The sequence below is a fragment of the Nocardia sp. KT25-26 genome (assembly GCF_056627695.1).
Map to the genome: position 1 here is coordinate 974211 of NZ_CM152813.1, position 21422 is coordinate 995632.

Below are 21422 nucleotides of genomic sequence, written 5' to 3' on the forward strand. Positions count from 1 at the left end.
CTCGAATTCCTGGAACCGGATGCCGAGCGGCGCATCGAACTGCTGACGCCGGGCGCGGATCTGCGCCCTGAGCGGTCCCGCGGCCGCCGCATCCGCACCGGTAGCCCGATGCGCGTCGCCGCCGAGGTCGGCGTCGGTGTGCCATTTCGGGCGGCGGCCGGGCGATCGACCGGGCTACCGGTGCGGGTGCCGATACGCGGGAGCCTTGGCGGTGCCCGCCGGGGTGACGGTGTGCAGCAGCGGCAGGGTGCGGTGCGGAATGACCGTGGACAGCACGATCACGCTGTGCGAGCGGGTGACCGAGCTGGTCCGGTCGATCTCCAGCAGTACCGCCTGCAGGCCCGCATGCGAATCGGCGCCGATCCGGCACAGCACGTCACCGGAACCGGTGGTGGCGTACGCCTCCAGGACGCCCGGGATGGTGTCGAGTTCGGCGGTGACGGTGTCCAGGGCGCCCTGGGCGATCTCCAGTGTCACGAAGGCCTGCACATCGAATCCGGCGGCGGTGACATCGATCTGCGGATCGTAGGAGGCGATCACACCGGCTGCTTCCATCCGGGCGATCCGGGCCTGCACCGTCGCCCGCGCGACCCGGGTGCGGCGGGACAGCTCCAGGATGCCTGCCTTCTGGTACTCGTGCATCGCGGTCAGGATGGCCAGGTCCAGTTCGTCGAGCTTCGCGGGTGTGCGGGTCATCGAGGGCTCCTCTGCCGGGCGGAGGTGAGCGGACGCTGTTCGAATTGTCCAGCATTTTCCTACCGTGCTGGGCGAGTGGCGCGGAGATTCGTCCGGCAGCTCGTCACGGTGTCCGGTATAGGTGATTCCTTCCGTTGTCGTCGCCGCCGGGCTAGGTTGGTGGCGACCGGGACGAGGTCCGAATCCGAACAGAGAGGTCGGCGGGATGCGCGCAGCACAGGTCAGCAAGCTGGCGGGACCGGAGGCGATCGAGGTCGTCGAGCTGGACGAGCCCACGCCCTATCCCGGCGGGGTGGTGATCGAGGTGGCCGCGGCGGGCGTGGCGTTCCCGGATGTGCTGATGACCCGTGGTCTGTACCAGATGAAGCCCGAACTGCCGTTCATCGTCGGCGGGGAAGCGGCCGGGGTGGTCCGGTCGGCGCCGGCGGGCTCGGACCTGTCTCCGGGCGACCGGGTGGTGGCGCTGACCATGCTGGGCAATGCGATCGCCGAGGTGGCCGTCGCGCCCGCCGAGGCGGTGTTCCGGCTGCCGGACAACATCTCCCTCGAGGCCGGTGCGGGCATCCTGTTCAACGACCTCACGGTGCACTTCTGCCTGCGCAACCGGGGCCGGCTCGCCGAGGGGGAGACCGTGCTGGTGCACGGCGCGGCCGGCGGGATCGGCACCTCGACCCTGCGGATGGCGCGCGCTCTCGGCGCCGGGCGGGTCGTAGCCGTGGTCAGCACCGAGGAGAAGGCCGAGGTCGCGCGCGCCAACGGCGCCACCGATGTGGTCCTGACCGACGGCTGGCTCGCCGCGGTGAAGGAGCTGACCGGCGGGCGCGGTGTGGATATCGTGCTCGACCCGGTCGGCGGCGACCGATTCACCGACAGCATCCGCTCCCTGGCCCCCGGCGGCCGGCTGCTGGTGGTGGGTTTCACGGCCGGGGAGATCCCCACCGTGAAGGTCAACCGGCTGCTGCTGAACAACGTCGAGGTGGTCGGCGCAGCCTGGGGCGAATGGGTGATGCGGAACCCGGGCTATCTGGCCGAACAGTGGGCCGAAGTCGCGCCCCTGCTGGCCTCCGGGGCGATCGCCCCGCCGGAACCGGTGCTCTTCCCGCTGGACCGGGTGGCCGAGGCCGTCGCTTCGCTGGACAACCGCACCGCCACCGGCAAAGTGGTAGTACAGGTGTCGTGAGGTGGCGCCGCCCGCTGCTGGTCGGATTGACCAGGAACGGGCCCGGTCTGCCGGTCGATGACGCCACCTTGTGCAGTGCGAGGTGAGCCGGTTGCCTCGGCTCGGCGGTGGCGTTTCCCTGGGGTATGACCATCGAGCAGGCAAGGGCCGCCGGACGGGTGACGAGCGACGCACTGCGTGAAGCGAGGCCGTCGAATGCCGAGCTGCGTACTCTCGTCGGTCTGGTGGACCACGACGACAGTGCCGATCCGTTCCCGGTGCTCGGCTGGGACGCCCTGGTGTGGGTGGTGGGTAACGCCACTCAGACGGCGCACTATTTCGAATCGGCGTTCGGGATGCGGCTGGAGGCCTACTCCGGTCCGGAGACCGGCAACCGCGATCACAAGGCGTTCGTGCTGCGCAGCGGCGCCGCCCGGTTCGTCGTGCAGGGCGCGGTGGACCCGGACAGCCCGCTGGTGGCGCACCACGACAGGCACGGTGACGGGGTGGTCGACATCGGTCTCGAGGTGCCGGATGTGGACCGCTGCGTGGCCTGGGCCCGCGCGCACGGGGCGCGGGTGCTGGTGGAACCGCACGACGAGTCCGACGAGTTCGGGACCGTCCGCTCGGCCGCATTGGCCACCTACGGCGACACCCGGCACACCCTGGTCGACCGGTCCCGCTACGACGGCCCGTACCTGCCCGGTTATATCGCCCGGCACAGCAGCTATCAGCCGCGGTCGGCCCGGCTGTTCCAGGCCATCGATCACGTGGTCGGCAATGTGGAACTGGGCCGGATGGACGAGTGGGTCGCCTTCTACCACCGGGTCATGGGCTTCACCAATATGGCCGAATTCGTCGGTGACGACATCGCCACCGAATACTCGGCGCTGATGAGCAAGGTGGTGGCGAACGGCAATCACCGGGTCAAATTCCCGCTCAACGAACCGGCCGTCGGCCGCAAGCGCTCCCAGATCGACGAGTACCTGGAGTTCTACCGGGGCCCGGGCGTCCAGCACATCGCACTGGCCACCGGCGACATCCTGGCCGCGGTGGACGCGCTGCGCCGGGAAGGGGTCGAGTTCCTGGCCACCCCGGACACCTACTACTCCGATCCGGAACTGCGGTCCCGGATCGGCCGGGTCCGGGTGCCGGTGGGCGAACTGCAGCGCCGCGGCATCCTGGTGGACCGGGACGAGGACGGCTATCTGCTGCAGATCTTCTGCAAACCGATCACCGACCGGCCCACCGTCTTCTTCGAACTGATCGAACGGCACGGATCGCTCGGCTTCGGCAAGGGCAACTTCAAGGCGCTGTTCCAGGCCATCGAGCGGGAACAGGCCACCCGCGGCAACCTGTGACCCTCAGGCGCCGGCCCGGCGGCGTACCGCATCGTCGGCCAGCGCCTTACCGGCCTCGCCGTAGAGGTGGAACACCTCGTCCGCGCCCCGCTCACGCAACTCGTCGATCTCCTCGGCATGGGTGACGACACCGGCGATCACCGCCTTGCAGTGGTCCTTGCGGACACTGTCCAGGGCGGCCAGATTGCCGCGCTGGTGCGGCATGGCCAGCACGATGAGTTCCACAGCGTCGGAGAGGTTGAGCCGCTCCCAGAAATCCGAGTCCGAAGCATCGCCGTGCACCACCCGGTAGCCCGCGGCGCACAGCTCGGCGACCACGGCGGGATCCTGTTCCACCCCGACAACGTCCATATCGTGTTCGGCGCGCAACCGGTCGTAGCTGCCGCGCCCGACCCGGCCCATGCCGAGTACCACCGCATGGGCGCCCTCGACGTGGATCGGGCGGTCGGTGTCGAGCAGGTCGGTGCGCTGCAGCCGGCGCAGCCGGGCCGAGTACCGGCGGTACAGGTCTTCGGCCCGGGAGTTCAGCACGGCCGATGCGGTGAAACTCATCGCGACCGTCAATGCGATCACGACCAGCCAGTCCTCCGACAGCCGGCCACTCGATACCGCGAGTGCGCCGACGATCAGGCCGAACTCGGAGAAGTTGCTCAGCGAGAGCCCCGCCAGCACGGCGGTCCGAGCGCGTAGCCGGGCACCCAGCAACAGCGCGGTGAACAGGGCACCCTTCAACGGGACCACCAGTAGCAGGGTTGAAGCGATGACGACGGCTTCGACGGTCGGCAGCGCGGTCAACCCGATGCTGAGGAAGAAGCCGACCAGGAACAGCTCCTTCACCGAGAACAGTGATTTCGCGAGCGGTGCCGCATTCGCCGCGGGTGCGATGAGCATGCCGAGCAGCAGGGCGCCCAGATCGCCCTTGACCCCCACCAGATCGAACAGGGCATAGCCGAGGCCGAGTGCGGCGAGAATGCCGAACAGCACCTGCATCTCGCCGTGACCGATCCGGTCCAGCACCCGGTGCAGCAGCGGGGCCGCCGGGATCAGCAACAGCAGCAGCAGGGCCCACAGGCTGGGGTAGTGGCCGGTCGAGGCGGTGATGTAGACGACCGCGAAGATGTCCTGCATGACCAGGATGCCGATGGCGATCCGGCCGTAGAGCGAGGCCGCCTCACCGCGTTCCTCCAGCACCTTCATCGCGAAAACCGTGCTGGAGAACGAGAGTGCGAATCCGAGCACCAGCAGATCGGACCAGCCGGTGCCGGCCAGCACCGACAGCCCGGTCAGCTTCAGCGCCCCGATCAGCGTGGCGATCGCCAGCGTCGACACGATCATGTGCGCGGTCGCCGAGCCCCAGATCTCCCGCCGGACCAGCGACCGGACATCCAGCTTCAGCCCGATCGTGAACAGCAGCAGGGTCACCCCGAGATCGGCGACGGTCTCCAGTTCCGGGGTGAGGCGATAGCCGAGGACGTTGAGGACGAATCCCGCGGCGAGAAACCCGACCAGCGGTGGCAGCCGGATCGCCATGGCGGTGATTCCGCCCACGAATGCGGCTACGACGAATGCGATTTCCATGTTCCCCCGTGGGTTGCGAGCTTCACCTGGAGAATATCGGGCGTACCGGCGGTTCGCCCGACCACACCGGATGCCGGCCCGGGCGGTTCCGACGGTCTGTGTGGCCGGTCGCACGAGCGGCGGCGGTAGTCGCCGAGCCAGTAGAGTTCATGGCATGCGGATCCCAACGGCGATCATCACCGGCCTGGTGCTGGTGGTCGCGCTGTCGTCGTGCGGGTCGGGGGGCGACTCCGATTCGGCCGAACAGTCGCTGCGGCCGCCGCCCAAGGTGGCTGCGCTCGGCCCGTTCGTCGGCGAGTGCGGTCACGTCACCGACGACGAGGTGGGCGAGATCGTCGGTGCTCCGGTCTGGTCCAGCATCAAGAACTCGACGGGCTGCCGCTTCCTGGCCGGCGGGTCGGATGTCACCTTCGCCAGCTACCGCGGCAGCCCGATCGACCGGGAGCGGGCCTGGGTGTCGAATGTCGGCCGCGCCCCGGACTCGATCGAGGTGGGAGGCCACCCCGGGTTCCAAGGCGCGAGCGTTCTGTCGGGCTCCGCAGTGTGTGATCTGGCGGTACAGCTCGACGACGACTTCTTCGAGTGGTCCCATGCCGGGGGATCGCCCGGTGATCCCTGTGGCAAGGCCAGGGAGCTGGCCGAACTGACCGTCCAGCGGCTGCAATGAGGGGGTCGACGATGCCGAAGGCGGCGCGCCTCGCGCTGGTGCTGGGCAGCTGTCTGCTGGCGGTCACGGCGACCGGCTGCGGCCGCACGATCGACGGAGTCGCGGTGCCCGCGGGCAGCTCGCAGCAGGTGGACATGAACTTCGACAAGCTGATGCGGGAGTGCGAGGTGGTACCGGCGGCCACCATCGGCGAGGTGGTGGCCGGCGTGCCCACCGCGTCGCCCGAGTTCAACGGGGCGGTGTGCATGTGGCAGGTCAACAATGCCCTGGTCACCTTGAACTGGTACGAGAACGGCACACTGAGCAACGAGAAGATCACCTACAAGAAACTGGGGTATCCGGCCACCAGCGTCGAGGTGGGCAGTTCGCGCGGGCTGCAGATCCGCCGGCCGGGCGATCCGGACTCGTGCGGGGTCACTGCCAGCGCACCGGATTCCGGGGTGGTCGGGTGGTGGGTGAACTATCTGCCGGGTACGTCGCATCCGGATCCCTGTGAGCCGGTGAAGAAATTGGTCGAGCTGACGCTGAACCGGGCGCGGTGAGCCGGGCGGCAGCACCCCGCTTTGCCGTTCCCGCAGCGTGCGGGTATCGTGGATCGCTGTGCCCGGGAAGTATCGGGCTCCGATCGTGCGTGAACGTAGGCCAGCGAGAGCGGCTGAACGTTCCAGCGTGCCCAGAAAAAGGGCCCTGACCTGCGTGCGACACGCCCGACCTCGGGACGAGAGGAACGTGGCCGGACGTGCGAGTGAAAGCTCGATGAACACAGTGTCAGCTCGTCGAATTTCGACGTGGCTGCGCGATGTTCATGAACCACACCTGAACCCAATTGAGGAAAGCCGGTCTATGCCAACCATCAACCAGCTGGTCCGCAAGGGTCGCCGCGACAAGGTCGCCAAGACCAAGACTGCGGCCCTGAAGGGGAGCCCGCAGCGTCGTGGCGTGTGCACGCGTGTGTACACCACGACCCCGAAGAAGCCGAACTCCGCGCTGCGTAAGGTCGCGCGTGTTCGCCTGACCAGCGCGGTCGAGGTCACGGCGTACATCCCGGGCGAGGGCCACAACCTGCAGGAGCACTCGATGGTGCTCGTCCGCGGTGGTCGTGTGAAGGACCTTCCCGGCGTGCGCTACAAGATCATCCGTGGTTCGCTCGACACCCAGGGTGTCAAGAACCGCAAGCAGGCTCGCAGCCGTTACGGCGCCAAGAAGGAGAAGAGCTGATATGCCGCGCAAGGGCCCCGCACCCAAGCGTCCGCTGATCAACGACCCGGTCTACGGGTCGCCGCTGGTCACCCAGCTGGTCAACAAGATCCTGCTGGACGGCAAGAAGTCCACCGCCGAGCGCATCGTGTACGGCGCGATGGAGCAGGCGCGCGAGAAGACCGGTACCGACCCGGTCGTCACCCTGAAGCGCGCGCTGGACAACGTCAAGCCGGCGCTCGAGGTGAAGCCTCGCCGTGTCGGTGGTGCCACCTACCAGGTCCCGGTCGAGGTTCGCCCGGGCCGCGCCAACACGCTGGCGCTGCGGTGGCTGGTCAACTTCTCGCGGCAGCGCCGGGAGAAGACCATGGTCGAGCGGCTGGCCAACGAACTTCTCGACGCCAGCAACGGCCTCGGTGCTTCGGTGAAGCGTCGCGAGGACACCCACAAGATGGCCGAGTCCAACCGGGCGTTCGCGCACTACCGCTGGTGATTGCCGACCGACCCGTCTCTTAAGAGGGAGATTTCCGTGGCACAGGACGTGCTCACCGACCTGAACAAGGTCCGCAACATCGGCATCATGGCCCACATCGATGCGGGCAAGACCACCACAACCGAACGAATCCTGTTCTACACCGGTGTGAACTACAAGATCGGTGAAACCCACGACGGTGCATCGACCACCGACTGGATGGAACAGGAACAGGAACGCGGCATCACCATCACCTCGGCGGCGGTGACGTGTTTCTGGAACGGCAACCAGATCAACATCATCGACACCCCGGGCCACGTCGACTTCACCGTCGAGGTGGAGCGTTCGCTGCGCGTGCTCGACGGTGCCGTCGCAGTGTTCGACGGCAAGGAAGGTGTCGAGCCGCAGTCCGAGCAGGTGTGGCGGCAGGCCGACAAGTACGACGTGCCGCGGATCTGCTTCGTCAACAAGATGGACAAGCTCGGCGCGGACTTCTACTTCACCGTGCAGACCATCAAGGACCGCCTCGGTGCCAAGCCGCTGGTCATCCAGCTGCCGATCGGTGCCGAGGACAACTTCGAGGGCGTCGTCGACCTGATCGAGATGAACGCGAAGGTCTGGACCGGCGAGACCAAGCTGGGCGAGAAGTACGAGGTCCAGGAGATCCCGGCCGATCTGCAGGAGAAGGCCGAGCAGTACCGCCAGGAACTGGTCGAGACCGTCGCCGAGTCGGACGAGGCGCTGCTGGAGAAGTTCTTCGGCGGTGAAGAGCTCACGATCGACGAGATCAAGGGCGCCATCCGCAAGATGACCGTCGCCTCCGAGCTGTACCCGGTGCTGTGTGGTTCGGCGTTCAAGAACAAGGGCGTGCAGCCCATGCTCGACGCCGTGATCGACTACCTGCCCTCGCCGCTGGACGTCGAGTCCGTGGAAGGCCACGTGCCGGGCAAGGAAGACGAGATCATCACTCGCAAGCCGAGTGCCGACGAGCCGTTCTCCGCGCTGGCGTTCAAGATCGCCGTGCACCCCTTCTTCGGCAAGCTGACCTACACCCGGGTGTACTCGGGCAAGGTCGAGTCCGGCGCCCAGGTCATCAACTCGACCAAGGGCAAGAAGGAGCGGCTGGGCAAGCTGTTCCAGATGCACTCCAACAAGGAGAACCCGGTTCCGACGGCGTCCGCCGGCCACATCTACGCGGTGATCGGCCTCAAGGACACCACCACCGGTGACACCCTGTGCGATCCGCAGAACCAGATCGTGCTGGAGTCGATGACCTTCCCGGACCCGGTCATCGAGGTCTCCATCGAGCCGAAGACCAAGTCCGACCAGGAGAAGCTGGGCACCGCGATCCAGAAGCTCTCCGAAGAGGACCCGACCTTCACCGTGAAGCTGGACGCCGAGACCGGCCAGACCGTCATCGGCGGTATGGGCGAGCTGCACCTCGACATCCTGGTCGACCGGATGAAGCGCGAGTTCAAGGTCGAGGCCAACGTCGGTAAGCCGCAGGTCGCCTACCGCGAGACCATCACCAAGCCGGTCGAGAAGCTGGAGTTCACCCACAAGAAGCAGACGGGTGGCTCGGGTCAGTTCGCCAAGGTGATCATCGCCGTGGAGCCGTTCGTCGGCGAGGACGGCGCGCACTACGAGTTCGAGAACAAGGTCACCGGTGGCCGCGTGCCGCGGGAGTACATCCCGTCGGTCGACGCGGGCGCCCAGGACGCCATGCAGTACGGCGTGCTGGCCGGCTACCCGCTGGTCAACATGAAGGTGACCCTGCTCGACGGCGCCTACCACGACGTCGACTCGTCGGAAATGGCGTTCAAGATCGCCGGTTCGCAGGCGCTGAAGGAAGCGGCCCGCAAGGCCGGTCCGGTCATCCTCGAGCCGATGATGGCTGTCGAGGTCACCACACCCGAGGACTACATGGGTGAAGTGATCGGCGACGTGAACTCCCGCCGTGGTCAGGTTCAGGCCATGGAGGAACGCAGTGGTGCCCGTGTCGTCAAGGCGCTGGTTCCGCTCTCGGAGATGTTCGGTTACATCGGTGACCTGCGGTCGAAGACCCAGGGCCGGGCGAACTACTCCATGGTGTTCGATTCGTACGCGGAGGTTCCGGCCAACGTGTCGAAGGAGATCATCGCCAAGGCGACCGGCGAGTAAAGCCTTCCCCGGGGCAGGTGGCACACTTGCCCCGGGGCAGCCGGGCGTCAGTACGACCCGCGACTTCCCGCAACCCGCGGGAAGAAGCATTTGACATATCCCGCACTGCTGCATCTGCACGCACCAACAAGTCCAGGAGGACATCAAAGTGGCGAAGGCGAAGTTCGAGCGGACGAAGCCGCACGTCAACATCGGCACCATCGGTCACGTCGACCACGGCAAGACCACGCTGACGGCTGCGATCACCAAGGTTCTGCACGACAAGTTCCCGGAGCTCAACGAAAGCTTTGCTTTCGACATGATCGACAAGGCTCCGGAGGAGAAGGCTCGTGGTATCACGATCAACATCTCCCACGTCGAGTACCAGACCGACAAGCGCCACTACGCGCACGTCGACGCCCCGGGTCACGCCGACTACATCAAGAACATGATCACCGGTGCGGCGCAGATGGACGGCGCCATCCTCGTGGTCGCCGCCACCGACGGCCCGATGCCGCAGACCCGTGAGCACGTGCTGCTCGCCCGTCAGGTCGGCGTGCCCTACATCCTGGTCGCGCTGAACAAGGCCGACATGGTCGACGACGAGGAGATCCTCGAGCTCGTCGAGATGGAGGTCCGTGAGCTGCTGGCCTCGCAGGAGTTCGACGAGGAAGCGCCGGTCGTGCGCGTCTCCGGCCTGAAGGCCCTCGAGGGCGACGAGAAGTGGGCCGAGTCGATCGTCGAGCTGATGCAGGCCGTCGACGACTCCATCCCGGACCCGGTGCGCGCCACCGATCAGCCGTTCCTGATGCCGATCGAGGACGTGTTCACCATCACCGGCCGTGGCACCGTTGTCACCGGTCGTGTCGAGCGTGGCGTGATCAACGTCAACGAAGAGGTCGAGATCGTCGGCATCCGGCCGGAGAAGACCAAGACCACCATCACCGGCATCGAGATGTTCCGCAAGCTGCTCGACCAGGGCCAGGCGGGCGACAACGTCGGTCTGCTGGTCCGTGGTATCAAGCGCGAGGACGTGGAGCGCGGCCAGGTCGTCATCAAGCCGGGCACCACCACCCCGCACACCGAGTTCGAGGGCCAGGCGTACATCCTGTCGAAGGACGAGGGCGGCCGCCACACCCCGTTCTTCAACAACTACCGTCCGCAGTTCTACTTCCGTACCACTGACGTGACGGGCGTTGTGACCCTGCCCGAGGGCACCGAGATGGTCATGCCCGGTGACAACACCGAGATGTCCGTCGTGCTGATCCAGCCGGTCGCCATGGACGAGGGCCTGCGGTTCGCGATCCGTGAGGGTGGCCGCACCGTCGGTGCCGGTCGCGTCACCAAGATCATCAAGTGATCTGCTGATCACCGATCACGGACGGCGTCGCTCCTTCGGGAGCGGCGCCGTTCGGCGTTTCCGGGGTGGTTTGCCCGAATCATCCGGTGTGACCTCAGTTACCTCACCGTGCTGCGATATTTCCTTCGGCAAATGTGTAGCGAACAATGGTGTCTTGGCGATCAACAACCAACAGTGGTCGCCGGCAGGGAGGACACGGTTCGGAGATGACAAGCAACGGGGTGTGTGTGGAGTGCGGTCGGGCAGGGATCCCGATCCTGTACGGATTACCGGTGGTGAAGGCGCGCGTGCTCGCCGCGGCCGGGCTGGTGCGATTGGGCGGTTGCGTCGTCGCGGCAACCGACCCGCACTGGGAATGCCCGTCCTGCGGCAACCGGTGGTTCGACCAGGAGGGGGCGAACCTGGCGTTGTACTCGTTGCTCTCCCGTCCGATCCGGGCGACGGCGGTCGCTGCGGCGCCGCTCGCCGCCGGAAGCTGATGGCGAGTACCGCCCACCTTCGTGAACTCGGAAAACAGGTCGAACCGCCGCCAGCAGGATTGTGATGCGTGGTGCGCGCACGGCGGCGGCTGAGTGCGGGGTGCTGCCGGAACGGCCGACGGGCGGGCTCCGGTGGATACAGACCGGCTCATCGAGTCCGATGCTACGGAGCGCTGTCGGATACCCCGGCGTCAGACACTCTCCAGCAGGTCGGCGACCTGGGTCGGGGTGGCGAGTTTGGCGCGGGTCTTCATCACCTTGGCCGTCATACCGGCGCCGACGACGCCGGTGAGGATGCCGTCCCGGGAGTAGTAGGCCAGGAACTTGCGGCCGTCGTCGGAGACAATGGTGACGTCGTCACCGGCGGCGGGGGTGCCCAGGGCCTGGATCTTCACGTCGTATTGGTCGCTCCAGAAGTACGGGACCCGGGCCGCGGTCGGCGCGGCGCCGCCGAGCAGCGCGGTGGCGACGAGCTTGGCCTGTTCACCGGCGCTGGTCCAGTGTTCGACGCGTTTGCGGTCGCCGGTCTCGTGCTGCCAAGCCGCGACATCGCCGACCGTCCACACATCGGGCGTACCCGTACGGCCGGACTCGTCGGCGAGCACGCCACCGCCCGCGGCCGGATCGGCCAGTGCGATACCGGATTCGGCCAGCCACTCGGTGACCGGTTCGGAACCGACACCGACCACGACCAGATCGGCGAGCACCTCGGTGCCGTCGGAGAGCACGGCGCCCCGGACCCGTCCGGCATCATCGGCGAGTAGTTCGGCCACCCCGGTCCCGCACCGCAGATCCACCTGTTCGTCCCGGTGCAGCCGGGCGACGAGGCCACCGACCTGCTCACCCAGCACCCCGGCCAGCGGCGTCGGTTGCGGTTCCACCATGGTCACCGGTACCCCGGCGGCCCGGAAACTGGCCGCCAGCTCGCAACCGATGAAACCGGCGCCGATCACCAGCGCCCGCTGGGCCGCACCGAGCTCCGTGCGTAGGGCGGCGGCGTCGTCATGGGCCCGGAGAACATGAACGCCGTCGAGCCCGACCCATGCGCCGGGGCGGCGTGGGCGTAGTCCGGTGGCGATGATCAGCTGCGCATAGTCCACCGTGCTGCCGTCGGACAGGGCGAGGGTGTGTGCCGCGGTGTCCACCCCGGTCGCGGCGACGCCGAGGCGGAGCTGGATGTCCTTGTCGGCGAAGAACTCCGCGGGCCGCAGGGTGGTGTCGTCGGTTTCGCCGCGGACGAACTGCTTGGACAGCGGCGGCCGGTCGTAGGGCGGCCGGTTTTCGGCGCCGATCAAGATCAGGCCCCCGTCGTAGCCGGCGCGGCGCAATTCCTCGGCGGTCCGCAGACCGGCCAGTCCGGCGCCGACGATCACGATGGGAGCAGGCATTCGGGTTCTCCTTCACAGTCGTTGTCGTTTTTCTACCAGCGGGGTCCGATGTTTTTCCGGTGATCACGGATTTGTGCCGGTGATCACCCGATGGGTCGGGCACCGCGATCGAACTGTGTCCCGCCAGGTATTGATCGGGTGGTCAATCAGGTCTATACCGAGGTCAGTAGCAATTTCGGGTCGAAGGAGGATCCACATGTTCACCGAAAGCCGCGCGCAGGATTTCCTCGCGGTCGTGCTCGGCGCGTTCACCGCGCTGTCGCCACTGTGGGTGGACACCAACACCGGCGCCCGCTGGTCGCTGATCGTGCTCGGTGTACTCATCGCCCTCACCGGCCTCGCGCAGATGATGCGGCCCAGCATGGCGTCCGCCGACTATGCGATGGGCCTGTTCGGCGTCCTGCTGTTCATCTCGCCGTGGGCGATGGACTTCACCGCGCACAGCGGGGCATCCTGGACCGCATGGATCGTCGGGGTGGTCACGGCCGTGGTCGCGGTGGCGGCCCTGCCGGCAATGTCGGAGCGTCTGCACCACATGGCGGCACCACATCACTGAATCCGGTGCCCGCAATCCGTCGCGCCGGGCGTCGGCGCCGCGCCGAAGTGGACGGCGACGCCCGGCAACTCATCCTGGACGCCGCGGAACGCCTGTTCGCGGCGCAGGGCTTCGACGCGACCTCGACGGCCGCGATCGCCCAGGCCGCCGCGGTCCCGAAGGGGCTGGTCTTCTACTATTTCCCGACCAAGGAATCGATCCTGTCCACGTTGATGAGCGAGCGGGTGCCCGCCTACGCGATCGAGGACATCGCACCGATGGTGCATCCGGGCGACCCGGCCGCCAGCCTCGTCGATCTGGATACCGCACTGAACCTGCGGGAGCACCATTCCTCGGTGCTGCGAGTGATCATGTGGCGGGAGGCCGATACCCACCCCGACGTCCGGCGGCAGTTGCGCGCACTGCGTGATCATCTGCTCGAAGTGACCGCCCGGGTGCTGCAGGCCAGCGCGCCCGGACCGGTGCAACCGGGAACACTGCGGGCCTGCGCGACCGCCTGGGTATCGGCGATGTTCGCCGTGGCGGGTACGGATCGACTGCATGCGCTGGACGGGGTTCCGCTGCCGACCGGAGAGGAAATACTCAATATTGCGAAGGTGGTCGCGGCCGGGATGACCGAACTCGGTTGAGTCGCCGAGTCGTTGTCCGGCCGGTGTTTTCGGCACCGCACGATTTGTGAACCGACACCGACCCGCCCGCCGGCCATGGCCCGCCCCGCCGGGTGCCGCCATTCTGATGGCAGCAACCGGAGGGGAGAATGGTGATTCACGTGCGCGCGTCGCACCCGCGTAAACGTACTTCGATATCGGACAATTGGTACTTGCAGCTGGGCACATCGATTCGACGATTCGCCGGCCGAACGACGGTCGGCATCGTGCTGGCCGCGGTACTCACCGGTGCCGGACCGGGCTGGGCCGCGCCACTGTATCCGCACCCCGATCCGGACCCGTTCTTCGCGCAGCCACCCGGCCTGGCCGAAGTCGAACCGGGTGCCGTGCTGGACACCCGGGCACTGCCGCCGCTGCCCACCTTCCCGGGCGCGCGGCTGACCCTGATCAAATTCCGTTCGACGAACTCGCAGGGCGGGCCGATCGCGGCCACCACAACGGTGCTCACCCCCGCCGGGCGCACTCCGAACGGGCCGCTGCTGTCGTATCAGCACATCATCAACGCCCTCGGTACTCGCTGCTCGATCTCCCGGGTGCTGTACTCCACCGATCCGAATGTGCAGGTCCGTGAGGCAGTGGCGCTGAATGCGGCACTGGCCCGCGGTTGGAGCGTCGCACTTCCCGACCATCTCGGCCCGACCTTCGCCTATGGTGCCGCCCGGCTCGGCGGGCAGATCACCCTGGACGGGATCCGCGCGGCCAAGCAGGTGCCGCAGCTCGCGCTCGCCGACAGCCCGACGGTGCTCGCCGGCTACTCCGGCGGCGGGATGGCCACGGCCTGGGCCGCCGCGCTCGCCCCCGACTACGCACCGGAGCTGGACCTTGCCGGCGCCGCAACCGGTGGGGTGCCGATGAACCTGGTGACCATGCTGGAGGCACTGAACTACAACTCCCATCCCGCCTTCGGCCTGGTGCTGGCGGCCGGGATCGGCCTGGAACGCGAATACCCGGACCGCTTCCCGATCAGCGCCTCGATGAACCGGGCGGGCCTGGCAGCCCGGTCGGCGGTGTCCGACGGCTGCACCAACGAGATCCTCGCGACCGGCGCGGGGCGCAGCATCCGCGATTTCGCCAGCAACACCTCACTCGTGGACGACCCGGAGGCCCGGGCCGTGGTGGAGGAGAACAGTCTGGAGCTCTTCGACGGGGTGCCCACGATGCCGATCTTCGAATGGCATTCGCCCACCGACCCGCTGATCCCGATCGCGGCGATCGAGAACGTCAACCGCCGCTACTGCGCCGCGGGCGTATCCCTGTTCGAGTACCACACCTTCTCCCCGGAGCACCTCAGCGCCGCCGTCCTGGGCCTACCGGCAGCCCTGCACTGGATCGATGCGCGCTTCCGCGGGGAACCGGCGCCCGCCAACTGCTGAGCGCACCCCGGCAGACGCCAAGACAGTGCATCGAGATGTGCGGTCGTGCATTGCCGACGATGCACGACCGCACACATCGATGCGCTGTTGGCGTCGTGCGCTCATTGCCGGGGCCAGCCGGGAGACACCGGGTGACGGCCGCCTTATACGGTGGAGCGGTGATCGTCGCGCTCATCGATTCCGGGCTCGGCCTGCTGCCGACGGCAGCATGGTTGCGCAGACTGCGGCCGGATGTGGATTTGTTGCTGCAGTCGGATCCCGAGGGCGCGCCGTGGGGACCGAAACCGGAGCAGTGGGTGGTCGAGCGGGTGCTCGGCGCCGCACGCAGTTCGCTGGCGCACGGGGCGGAGGTGATCGTGCTGCCGTGCAATACCGCCAGCGTCACCGCACTGGATCAGGTGCGGGCCGAAGTCGGCGCCGAGGTGCCGGTGATCGGCACGGTACCGGCCATCAAACCGGCCGCCGCCGTCTGCGCAAAGGTCGCTGTCTGGGCGACCGCGGCTACCACTGCCAGCCGGTACCAGGCCGATCTGATCGCGAAGTTCGGCGGCGACGCCGAGGTGACCGGCGTGGCCTGCCACGGCCTGGCCGATGCCATCGACCGCGGCGATCTGGTCGCCGTCCGGGCGGCCATCGCGGCCGCCGCCGCACACACCCCGGCCGACGTCGAGGGTGTGGTGCTCGGCTGCACCCACTATCCGCTGGTGATCGACGACATCGTGGCCGCGTTGCCCGACGGCGTCCGGCTCTTCGACAGCGCCCAGGCAGTCGCCGCCCAGACCCTGCGCCGGATGGACGCCCTGGACCGGCCCGCCACCGGAACCGGCCGGGTGCGGGTGCTGGCCGGTGGCCGGCCTGCGGACCTGCCGGCAAGTGCGCTGGCATACGAACCTGGGCGGCTGCTCGCCCGGACCGGCGGGTCGTCTGCCTGACCCGGGCCCCGATTCGGGCAGCCGGGGACCTGTCGTCACACCTCGAGGACCTGTGCCGCCTTACCGCAAAGTCTGACCAGATCGTCCACGTCAGAGGTCAGGATCGCGACCGGTCGGGTGGCGCGGAGTGCGGTGGCTGCGACCACGGCGTCGATGGCGTACCTGTCAGAACTCGATGCGCACGTGGTCGGTGACCGGGTGGGCCTGGCAGCCGAGGATGTAGCCGTTCTCGATGTCCTCGGGGTCGAGGATTTCGGCGTTGTCCATTTCGACTTTGCCTTCCAGCACTGTGCAGGCGCAGGAGCCGCATTCGCCTTCCTGGCAGGAGTAGGGCACGTCGAGGCCCTTGTCGAGCATGATGTCGACCAGGGTCTGTTTACGCGGCCAGCTCAGTTCGTGCACTTCGCCGTCGAGTTCGACCGAGACGGTGGCGGCGTCGGCCGCCTCGGCGGCGCTGACCTCGGCCGGCGCATGGTCGGCGAACGGGTCACCGGCCAGCGAGTTGAACACCTCGGCGTGGGTGCGGGTGCGGGGGACGTCCAGGGTGGCCAGGGCCTCGTGCACCCGGTCCATGAACGCCTTCGGCCCGCACATGAAGGCCTCGTAGCCGGTGTACGGGGCGGCCAGGGTGGCCAGGCCCTCGGCGGTGGGCAGGCCCTGCAGCGGTTCCAGCCAGTGGATGACGGTGCAGCGCTGCGGGTACTTGCCGGCCAGCTCGCGCAGCTCCCGGGCGAAGATGACCGACTCGGGGTCCCGGTTCGCGTAGACGAGGACGATCTTGCCGCTGCCGCGGGTCAGCGCCGACTTCATGATCGAAATGATCGGGGTGATCCCGCTGCCGGCGCCGAAGAGCAGCAGGTTCTCGTCCAGGTTCTTGGGGGTGAAGACGCCGGACGGCGGTAGCACCTCCACCTCGTCGCCGGCGGAGATGTTGTCGCACAGCCAGTTCGAGCCGTAGCCGCCCTCGGTGCGCTTCACGGTGACCTTCGGCAGGTCGTCGGTGTACGGCGAGCTGGCCAGCGAGTAGCACCGGGCTACCGAACCGGTCCGGTCGCTGGGGATCCGCAGGGTGAGGAACTGGCCGGGCCGGTAGTCGAACCGGTCCCGGTGCTCGGCGGGCACGTCGAAGACCACCGAGCGCGTGTCGGGCGTCTCGTCGATGACCGCGGATACCCGCAGTACTACCGAGCGCGAGCCGTGCGGAACCTCGATCGTGGTCATGTCGTCCTCTCGGGGCAAAACTAGAACGTGTTTCAGTTTGATGGTATGCCCGGTTCCTGCTGCCGGGCAAGCTGCACCTCCAGGCCGGCCATCAACACGTCCATGCCGAAGTCGTAGGAGTACCTGCCGCGCAGGTCCGCCATGTACCGGGTGGCCCGGGCCACCGCGTCCGGCAGGGTGACATCCGCGGGCGCGGAGCGGTCACGCGGATTCACCCGGCTGCGGCCGAACAGGTAGGTGTGGATGGTCGCATATGCGGCGAGCACATTGCGATCGTCGAATCCGGCATCGAACAGAATGGCCATCACCGCATCGATGAGGTCGAGCTGCTTGCCCAGCATCTGTTCGAGCAGAATGTCGCCGAGTCCGGGGTGGGTACGCAGTTTATCGTCTATCTGGTCGACGAGGTCACGCAGCCGCTGTTGCCACGGCCCGGATTCCGGTGGCGGGGTGCGCACATCTGCCAATGCGGCGCCCGCGACCAGGTCGAGGAGTTCCCGTTTGTCGGCGACGTAGTAGTACGGCGCCATCGGGGAGACGCCGAGTTCCCGGGAGAGCCGGCGCATCGACAGCTTCTCGACGCCGTCGGCGCGCACCACGCGCAGTGCCGCCGCCACGATCTCCGCCTCCGACAGCGTGCTGCCGCCGCCCCCGTTCGCGTGCATCCGCCCGACTCCCATGCCACCTCTACCGCCGCCGGACCCCGTGGCCCGTGTCGTTCCCGATCCACCTCTGCTCCCGGCAGTCTAGAGCGCCGCCGCGAGCCGTGGCCCGGGAAGCGTCGTCGCGGTGTTTGCGGAAATCCCTTCTTTTTGTCGGTCACTGACGTTATGGTGTGACCGCGGCAACACCCGCCGCCTGCGACCCTTCGTGGAGGTAGTCATGTCCGAATCGGAAATTCCCGTACCCGTCGAGGCGAACACCGCCGCATCGGCCGACGGCGCCGACCTGGTCGACGAGACGTTGATCGAAGAGGTCAGCATCGACGGCATGTGCGGCGTCTACTGATCGGGGCCGGCAGATGCTGGATCTGAATACCCGCTGGGCCCTGCACCCGAGAGTCGAACTGCGCGGTGAGCCGTTCGGGGCACTGCTGTACCACTTCGGCACCCGCCGCCTGTCGTTCCTCAAGAACCGGCGGCTCGTGGACCTGGTACGGGCCCTGCCCGAGCATCCCGATACGCGGTCGGCGCTGAGCGCACACGGCCTGGAATCGGCACCGGCCTTCCGCAAGGCGCTCACCCAGCTGGCCGATACCGACATGATCGTGCCCGCCACCGGTCCGGCACCGGCAGTGGCTCCGGTTCCGGCCGCTCCGGCTCCGGCCGGTCCGCCGGTGGCGCCGGGCACCACGCTGGTCGAGCATTTCGAGTCCGGGCTGGCCGCCCCGATCTGCCTGACCTGGGAGCTGACCTACGCCTGCAATCTCTCCTGCGTGCACTGCCTGTCCTCCTCGGGCCGGCGTGATCCCCGGGAGCTGAGCACCGCGGAATGCAAGGCGCTCATCGACGAGTTCGAGCGGATGAAGGTGTTCTACGTGAACATCGGCGGCGGCGAACCCACGGTGCGGCCGGACTTCTGGGAGCTGGTCGACTACGCCACCGCCCACCACGTCGGCGTGAAGTTCTCCACCAATGGTGTCCGGATCGACGAGCGGGCCGCCGCCCGACTGGCCGCGTCCGACTACGTCGATGTGCAGATCTCGCTGGACGGCGCAGATGCCGCGGTCAACGATGCGGTGCGGGGTCCCGGGTCGTACGACACTGCGATCCGGGCGCTGGAGAACCTGTCGGCCGCGGGTTTCCGGGACGCCAAACTCTCCGTGGTGGCCACCCGGCACAACATCGGCCAGCTGGATCAGTTCCGGGAACTGGCCGAACGATACGGCGCCACCCTGCGGCTGACCCGGCTGCGACCGTCCGGCCGCGGCGCCGACGTGTGGGACGATCTGCACCCGCTCCCGGAACAGCAGCGCGAGCTCTACGACTGGCTGGTGCGCAACGGTGAAGGAGTGCTCACCGGTGATTCGTTCTTCCACCTGTCCGCCTTCGGCAGTGCGCTGCCCGGACTGAACATGTGTGGCGCGGGCCGGGTGGTGTGCCTGGTCGACCCGGTCGGCGACGTCTACGCCTGCCCGTTCGCCATCCACGACACGTTCCGGGCCGGGAACATCCGGACCGACGGCGGATTCGCCGGGGTGTGGGAGAACGCTCCGTTGTTCGCGCAGCTGCGCGAACCGTCCGGTGGCGGTGCCTGTTCCGGCTGTGCGCACTACGACAGCTGCCGGGGCGGTTGTATGGCGGCGAAGTTCTTCACCGGGCTCCCGGCCGACGGACCCGACCCCGAATGCGTCCAGGGTTACGGCGAGGCGGCATTGGCGGCGCCGGGACGGGTGATCCCGCGTCCGGCGGTCGACCACTCCCGTCCGTCCCGGCGCAGCGGACCGGTCCCGCTCACGTTGTCGCCCGCCCGCCCGCCGGCTCGCGCATGCAATACGGGTGTTTGACCGGCGGTCCATCCTCCGGTCCGGGACGGGGATTGCCGGAGGTGTGCCGATGGCCGGCCGGGTGGCTCCCGGCCGGTCCGGCGGCGCCCGGCCGTGGCATTTCGACGGAAGGCGAATCCTTTTTTCTGCACCGATGATGTCTGTCCGCGCGGCAGCGCCTAGCATTCCTGAAATGCGCCATGATCGTCTGCCCGACGGCTTCGGGGTTCGGATCGATCCACGGGTACGCGCATACTCCGGGGGACGCATCCTCGTCGGCGGGACACCCGCCAGGTTGCTGCGGCTTGCCCCGGAGGCCGCCGAGATGATCGGCGACGGGTACCTGGAGGTGACCGGCCCGAAGTCGGCCGTCGTTGCTCGCCGCCTGCTGGACTCGGGCGTCGCGAACCCGCGTCCGCGGCTGCTGCCCGAACCGGAGGATGTCACCGTCGTCGTGCCACTGCACAACAACGTCGCGGGACTGACCCGGTTGCTCGCCGCACTGCGCGGCGCGAATGTGATCGTCGTCGACGACGGATCCGACGAGCCGGTATCGGCGCCGGCCGGCACCGGCTGCCGCGGCCGGGTGACGGTGCTGCGGCACGAACGGCAGCGTGGACCGGCCGCGGCGCGGAATACCGGGTTGCGGGCGGCGACAACGGACTTCGTCGCCTTCCTGGATTCCGATGTGGTCCCGCGCACCGGCTGGCTCGAGGTGATGCTGGGCCATTTCAGCGATCCGCAGGTCGCCCTCGTCGCGCCCCGGATCGTGGCGCTGGATCCGGAGTCGGGGGTGCTGGCCCGGTACGAGCACTCCCGTTCGTCGCTGGATCTGGGCCGCAAGGAGGCCGCGGTGCACTCCCGCGGTGCGGTGTCCTACGTACCGAGCGCGGCACTGCTGGTGCGGCGAGCGGCGCTGCTGGGCGCCGACGGGTTCGACGAGTCGATGACCGTCGCCGAGGACGTCGACCTGTGCTGGCGGCTGGAACGCGCGGGCTGGCGGCTGCGCTACGAACCGGCGGCCCGGGTCGCGCACGATCACCGGGTGGTGTTCGGCTCCTGGTTCGGCCGGAAGATGTTCTACGGCACCGGCGCGGCACCGCTGAGCAAGCGGCACGCCGGTATGGTTTCGCCGCTGGCCGTCCCGGCGTGGACGGTGCTGGCGAGCGTGCTGTTCGCCACGATGTCGAAATGGGGGGCGCTGGCCGGGTTGCTCACCGCCGGGCGGGCGCTGGTGCGGTTGCGGCGGGTCTTCGCCGACCTGGACAACCCGACCCGGATCGCTGCGATCTACCTGTCCCGGGGATTCTTCGCCAGTCTGTGGCGACTGGTTTCGGCGATGTGCCGGGACTACTGGCCGGTGACCCTGCTCGCGGCACTGACCTCCCGGCGGATCCGCCGGACCGCGTTGACCCTGGCGGTCGCCGACGGACTCGCCGACTGGTTCACCCATCGGGAGCCCGGTGGTCTGGATCCGGCCCGCTACGTGGTGATCAAACGCCTCGACGACCTCGCCTACGGCACCGGCCTGTGGCTGGGGGTCTGGCGGGAACGCAGCCTGACCGCGCTCAAACCCACTCCGCCGCCGGGTTAGCGGACCCACCACCGGATCGCGCAGGGCCCAGCAGCCGGGCATTCGCCAGATCGGCGGGCCGATTGTGCCGATGGTGGCGGTGTCCCCGGGGAGACGG

The 21422-nt window shown here is 68.1% G+C and carries 21 protein-coding genes; 16 read left to right on the forward strand and 5 right to left on the reverse strand.

Annotation, left to right across the window (positions count from 1 at the left end):
• Window positions 1-174: 174 nt before the first annotated feature.
• On the reverse strand, window positions 175-696 hold the full coding sequence (locus AC1HFH_RS04560; protein WP_480246176.1) for an Lrp/AsnC family transcriptional regulator: 522 nt from the start codon (window positions 694-696) through the stop codon (window positions 175-177).
• A gap of 205 nt (window positions 697-901) precedes the next feature.
• On the opposite strand from AC1HFH_RS04560, the gene AC1HFH_RS04565 reads away from it, so the two are divergent.
• A complete protein-coding gene (locus tag AC1HFH_RS04565; RefSeq protein ID WP_480246177.1) occupies window positions 902-1876 on the forward strand; it encodes an NADPH:quinone oxidoreductase family protein in 975 nt (324 codons plus the stop codon).
• A 125-nt stretch (window positions 1877-2001) separates the two neighbouring features.
• Complete coding sequence (gene hppD, locus AC1HFH_RS04570) at window positions 2002-3216, forward strand: 4-hydroxyphenylpyruvate dioxygenase (RefSeq protein WP_480246178.1); 1215 nt, start codon at window positions 2002-2004, stop codon at window positions 3214-3216.
• A gap of 3 nt (window positions 3217-3219) precedes the next feature.
• Here the strand turns inward: hppD and AC1HFH_RS04575 are convergent, their stop codons facing one another.
• A complete protein-coding gene (locus AC1HFH_RS04575) occupies window positions 3220-4794 on the reverse strand; it encodes a cation:proton antiporter domain-containing protein (RefSeq protein WP_480246179.1) in 1575 nt (524 codons plus the stop codon).
• Between the two features lie 154 nt (window positions 4795-4948).
• On the opposite strand from AC1HFH_RS04575, the gene AC1HFH_RS04580 reads away from it, so the two are divergent.
• The 7 genes from AC1HFH_RS04580 (at window position 4949) to AC1HFH_RS04610 (ending at window position 11108) form a co-directional block, all read left to right on the forward strand.
• Complete coding sequence (locus AC1HFH_RS04580) at window positions 4949-5461, forward strand: DUF3558 domain-containing protein (RefSeq protein WP_480246180.1); 513 nt, start codon at window positions 4949-4951, stop codon at window positions 5459-5461.
• Window positions 5462-5472: 11 nt separating this feature from the next.
• Window positions 5473-6003 (forward strand): DUF3558 domain-containing protein, encoded by a 531-nt coding sequence (locus tag AC1HFH_RS04585; RefSeq protein WP_480246181.1) that lies wholly within the window; start codon window positions 5473-5475, stop codon window positions 6001-6003.
• Between the two features lie 301 nt (window positions 6004-6304).
• A complete protein-coding gene (gene rpsL / locus AC1HFH_RS04590; protein WP_014353064.1) occupies window positions 6305-6679 on the forward strand; it encodes a 30S ribosomal protein S12 in 375 nt (124 codons plus the stop codon).
• A gap of 1 nt (window position 6680) precedes the next feature.
• Window positions 6681-7151, forward strand: coding sequence for a 30S ribosomal protein S7 (gene rpsG, locus AC1HFH_RS04595; RefSeq protein WP_480246182.1), 471 nt, complete (start codon window positions 6681-6683; stop codon window positions 7149-7151).
• A gap of 36 nt (window positions 7152-7187) precedes the next feature.
• Complete coding sequence (gene fusA, locus AC1HFH_RS04600) at window positions 7188-9290, forward strand: elongation factor G (RefSeq protein ID WP_480246183.1); 2103 nt, start codon at window positions 7188-7190, stop codon at window positions 9288-9290.
• Window positions 9291-9438: 148 nt separating this feature from the next.
• On the forward strand, window positions 9439-10629 hold the full coding sequence (gene tuf, locus AC1HFH_RS04605) for an elongation factor Tu (RefSeq protein ID WP_480246184.1): 1191 nt from the start codon (window positions 9439-9441) through the stop codon (window positions 10627-10629).
• 272 nt (window positions 10630-10901) lie between these two features.
• Window positions 10902-11108: a hypothetical protein gene (locus AC1HFH_RS04610; RefSeq protein ID WP_480246185.1), complete on the forward strand. Its 207-nt coding sequence runs from the start codon at window positions 10902-10904 to the stop codon at window positions 11106-11108.
• A 191-nt stretch (window positions 11109-11299) separates the two neighbouring features.
• On the opposite strand, the gene AC1HFH_RS04615 is transcribed toward AC1HFH_RS04610, so the two are convergent.
• Entirely contained in the window at window positions 11300-12496 is a 1197-nt protein-coding gene (locus AC1HFH_RS04615; protein ID WP_480246186.1) for an NAD(P)/FAD-dependent oxidoreductase, read from the reverse strand.
• Between the two features lie 196 nt (window positions 12497-12692).
• Between AC1HFH_RS04615 and AC1HFH_RS04620 the strand changes: the two genes are divergently transcribed.
• The 4 genes from AC1HFH_RS04620 (at window position 12693) to AC1HFH_RS04635 (ending at window position 16025) form a co-directional block, all read left to right on the forward strand.
• Window positions 12693-13052 carry an SPW repeat domain-containing protein gene (locus AC1HFH_RS04620; protein WP_480246187.1) on the forward strand — a complete coding sequence of 120 codons (360 nt, stop codon included), beginning with the start codon at window positions 12693-12695 and terminating at the stop codon, window positions 13050-13052.
• Window positions 13053-13057: 5 nt separating this feature from the next.
• A complete protein-coding gene (locus AC1HFH_RS04625; RefSeq protein ID WP_480246188.1) occupies window positions 13058-13681 on the forward strand; it encodes a TetR/AcrR family transcriptional regulator in 624 nt (207 codons plus the stop codon).
• A gap of 197 nt (window positions 13682-13878) precedes the next feature.
• Window positions 13879-15093, forward strand: coding sequence for a lipase family protein (locus tag AC1HFH_RS04630; protein WP_480247707.1), 1215 nt, complete (start codon window positions 13879-13881; stop codon window positions 15091-15093).
• Between the two features lie 158 nt (window positions 15094-15251).
• The gene (locus AC1HFH_RS04635; RefSeq protein WP_480246189.1) at window positions 15252-16025 is read left to right on the forward strand and encodes a glutamate racemase; all 774 of its coding nucleotides are present in this window, start codon (window positions 15252-15254) and stop codon (window positions 16023-16025) included.
• Between the two features lie 165 nt (window positions 16026-16190).
• On the opposite strand, the gene AC1HFH_RS04640 is transcribed toward AC1HFH_RS04635, so the two are convergent.
• On the reverse strand, window positions 16191-17246 hold the full coding sequence (locus tag AC1HFH_RS04640) for a 2Fe-2S iron-sulfur cluster-binding protein (RefSeq protein WP_480246190.1): 1056 nt from the start codon (window positions 17244-17246) through the stop codon (window positions 16191-16193).
• Window positions 17247-17278: 32 nt separating this feature from the next.
• On the reverse strand, window positions 17279-17911 hold the full coding sequence (gene mftR2 / locus AC1HFH_RS04645; protein ID WP_480246191.1) for a mycofactocin system transcriptional regulator MftR2: 633 nt from the start codon (window positions 17909-17911) through the stop codon (window positions 17279-17281).
• A 217-nt stretch (window positions 17912-18128) separates the two neighbouring features.
• Here mftR2 and mftA point away from each other — a divergent pair, with 217 nt between their 5' ends.
• From mftA to mftF, 3 genes are all read left to right on the forward strand, one after another.
• Window positions 18129-18254 carry a mycofactocin precursor MftA gene (mftA, locus tag AC1HFH_RS04650; protein WP_480246192.1) on the forward strand — a complete coding sequence of 42 codons (126 nt, stop codon included), beginning with the start codon at window positions 18129-18131 and terminating at the stop codon, window positions 18252-18254.
• A 13-nt stretch (window positions 18255-18267) separates the two neighbouring features.
• Window positions 18268-19752, forward strand: coding sequence for a mycofactocin radical SAM maturase (mftC, locus tag AC1HFH_RS04655; RefSeq protein ID WP_480246193.1), 1485 nt, complete (start codon window positions 18268-18270; stop codon window positions 19750-19752).
• 172 nt (window positions 19753-19924) lie between these two features.
• The gene (gene mftF / locus AC1HFH_RS04660; protein WP_480246194.1) at window positions 19925-21325 is read left to right on the forward strand and encodes a mycofactocin biosynthesis glycosyltransferase MftF; all 1401 of its coding nucleotides are present in this window, start codon (window positions 19925-19927) and stop codon (window positions 21323-21325) included.
• Window positions 21326-21422: the final 97 nt, after the last annotated feature.

Bases quoted from the DNA above. Each gene is read 5' to 3' on its own strand.
- rpsL (WP_014353064.1), top strand. From the start codon at position 6,305: ATGCCAACCATCAACCAGCTGGTCCGCAAGGGTCGCCGCGACAAGGTC.
- AC1HFH_RS04620 (WP_480246187.1), top strand. From the start codon at position 12,693: ATGTTCACCGAAAGCCGCGCGCAGGATTTCCTCGCGGTCGTGCTCGGC.
- mftC (WP_480246193.1), top strand. From the start codon at position 18,268: ATGCTGGATCTGAATACCCGCTGGGCCCTGCACCCGAGAGTCGAACTG.
- mftF (WP_480246194.1), top strand. From the start codon at position 19,925: ATGCGCCATGATCGTCTGCCCGACGGCTTCGGGGTTCGGATCGATCCA.
- mftR2 (WP_480246191.1), bottom strand. From the start codon at position 17,911: ATGCACGCGAACGGGGGCGGCGGCAGCACGCTGTCGGAGGCGGAGATC.
- AC1HFH_RS04565 (WP_480246177.1), top strand. From the start codon at position 902: ATGCGCGCAGCACAGGTCAGCAAGCTGGCGGGACCGGAGGCGATCGAG.
- mftA (WP_480246192.1), top strand. From the start codon at position 18,129: ATGTCCGAATCGGAAATTCCCGTACCCGTCGAGGCGAACACCGCCGCA.
- AC1HFH_RS04640 (WP_480246190.1), bottom strand. From the start codon at position 17,246: ATGACCACGATCGAGGTTCCGCACGGCTCGCGCTCGGTAGTACTGCGG.
- AC1HFH_RS04580 (WP_480246180.1), top strand. From the start codon at position 4,949: ATGCGGATCCCAACGGCGATCATCACCGGCCTGGTGCTGGTGGTCGCG.
- AC1HFH_RS04585 (WP_480246181.1), top strand. From the start codon at position 5,473: ATGCCGAAGGCGGCGCGCCTCGCGCTGGTGCTGGGCAGCTGTCTGCTG.
- hppD (WP_480246178.1), top strand. From the start codon at position 2,002: ATGACCATCGAGCAGGCAAGGGCCGCCGGACGGGTGACGAGCGACGCA.
- rpsG (WP_480246182.1), top strand. From the start codon at position 6,681: ATGCCGCGCAAGGGCCCCGCACCCAAGCGTCCGCTGATCAACGACCCG.
- AC1HFH_RS04615 (WP_480246186.1), bottom strand. From the start codon at position 12,496: ATGCCTGCTCCCATCGTGATCGTCGGCGCCGGACTGGCCGGTCTGCGG.
- AC1HFH_RS04560 (WP_480246176.1), bottom strand. From the start codon at position 696: ATGACCCGCACACCCGCGAAGCTCGACGAACTGGACCTGGCCATCCTG.
- AC1HFH_RS04575 (WP_480246179.1), bottom strand. From the start codon at position 4,794: ATGGAAATCGCATTCGTCGTAGCCGCATTCGTGGGCGGAATCACCGCC.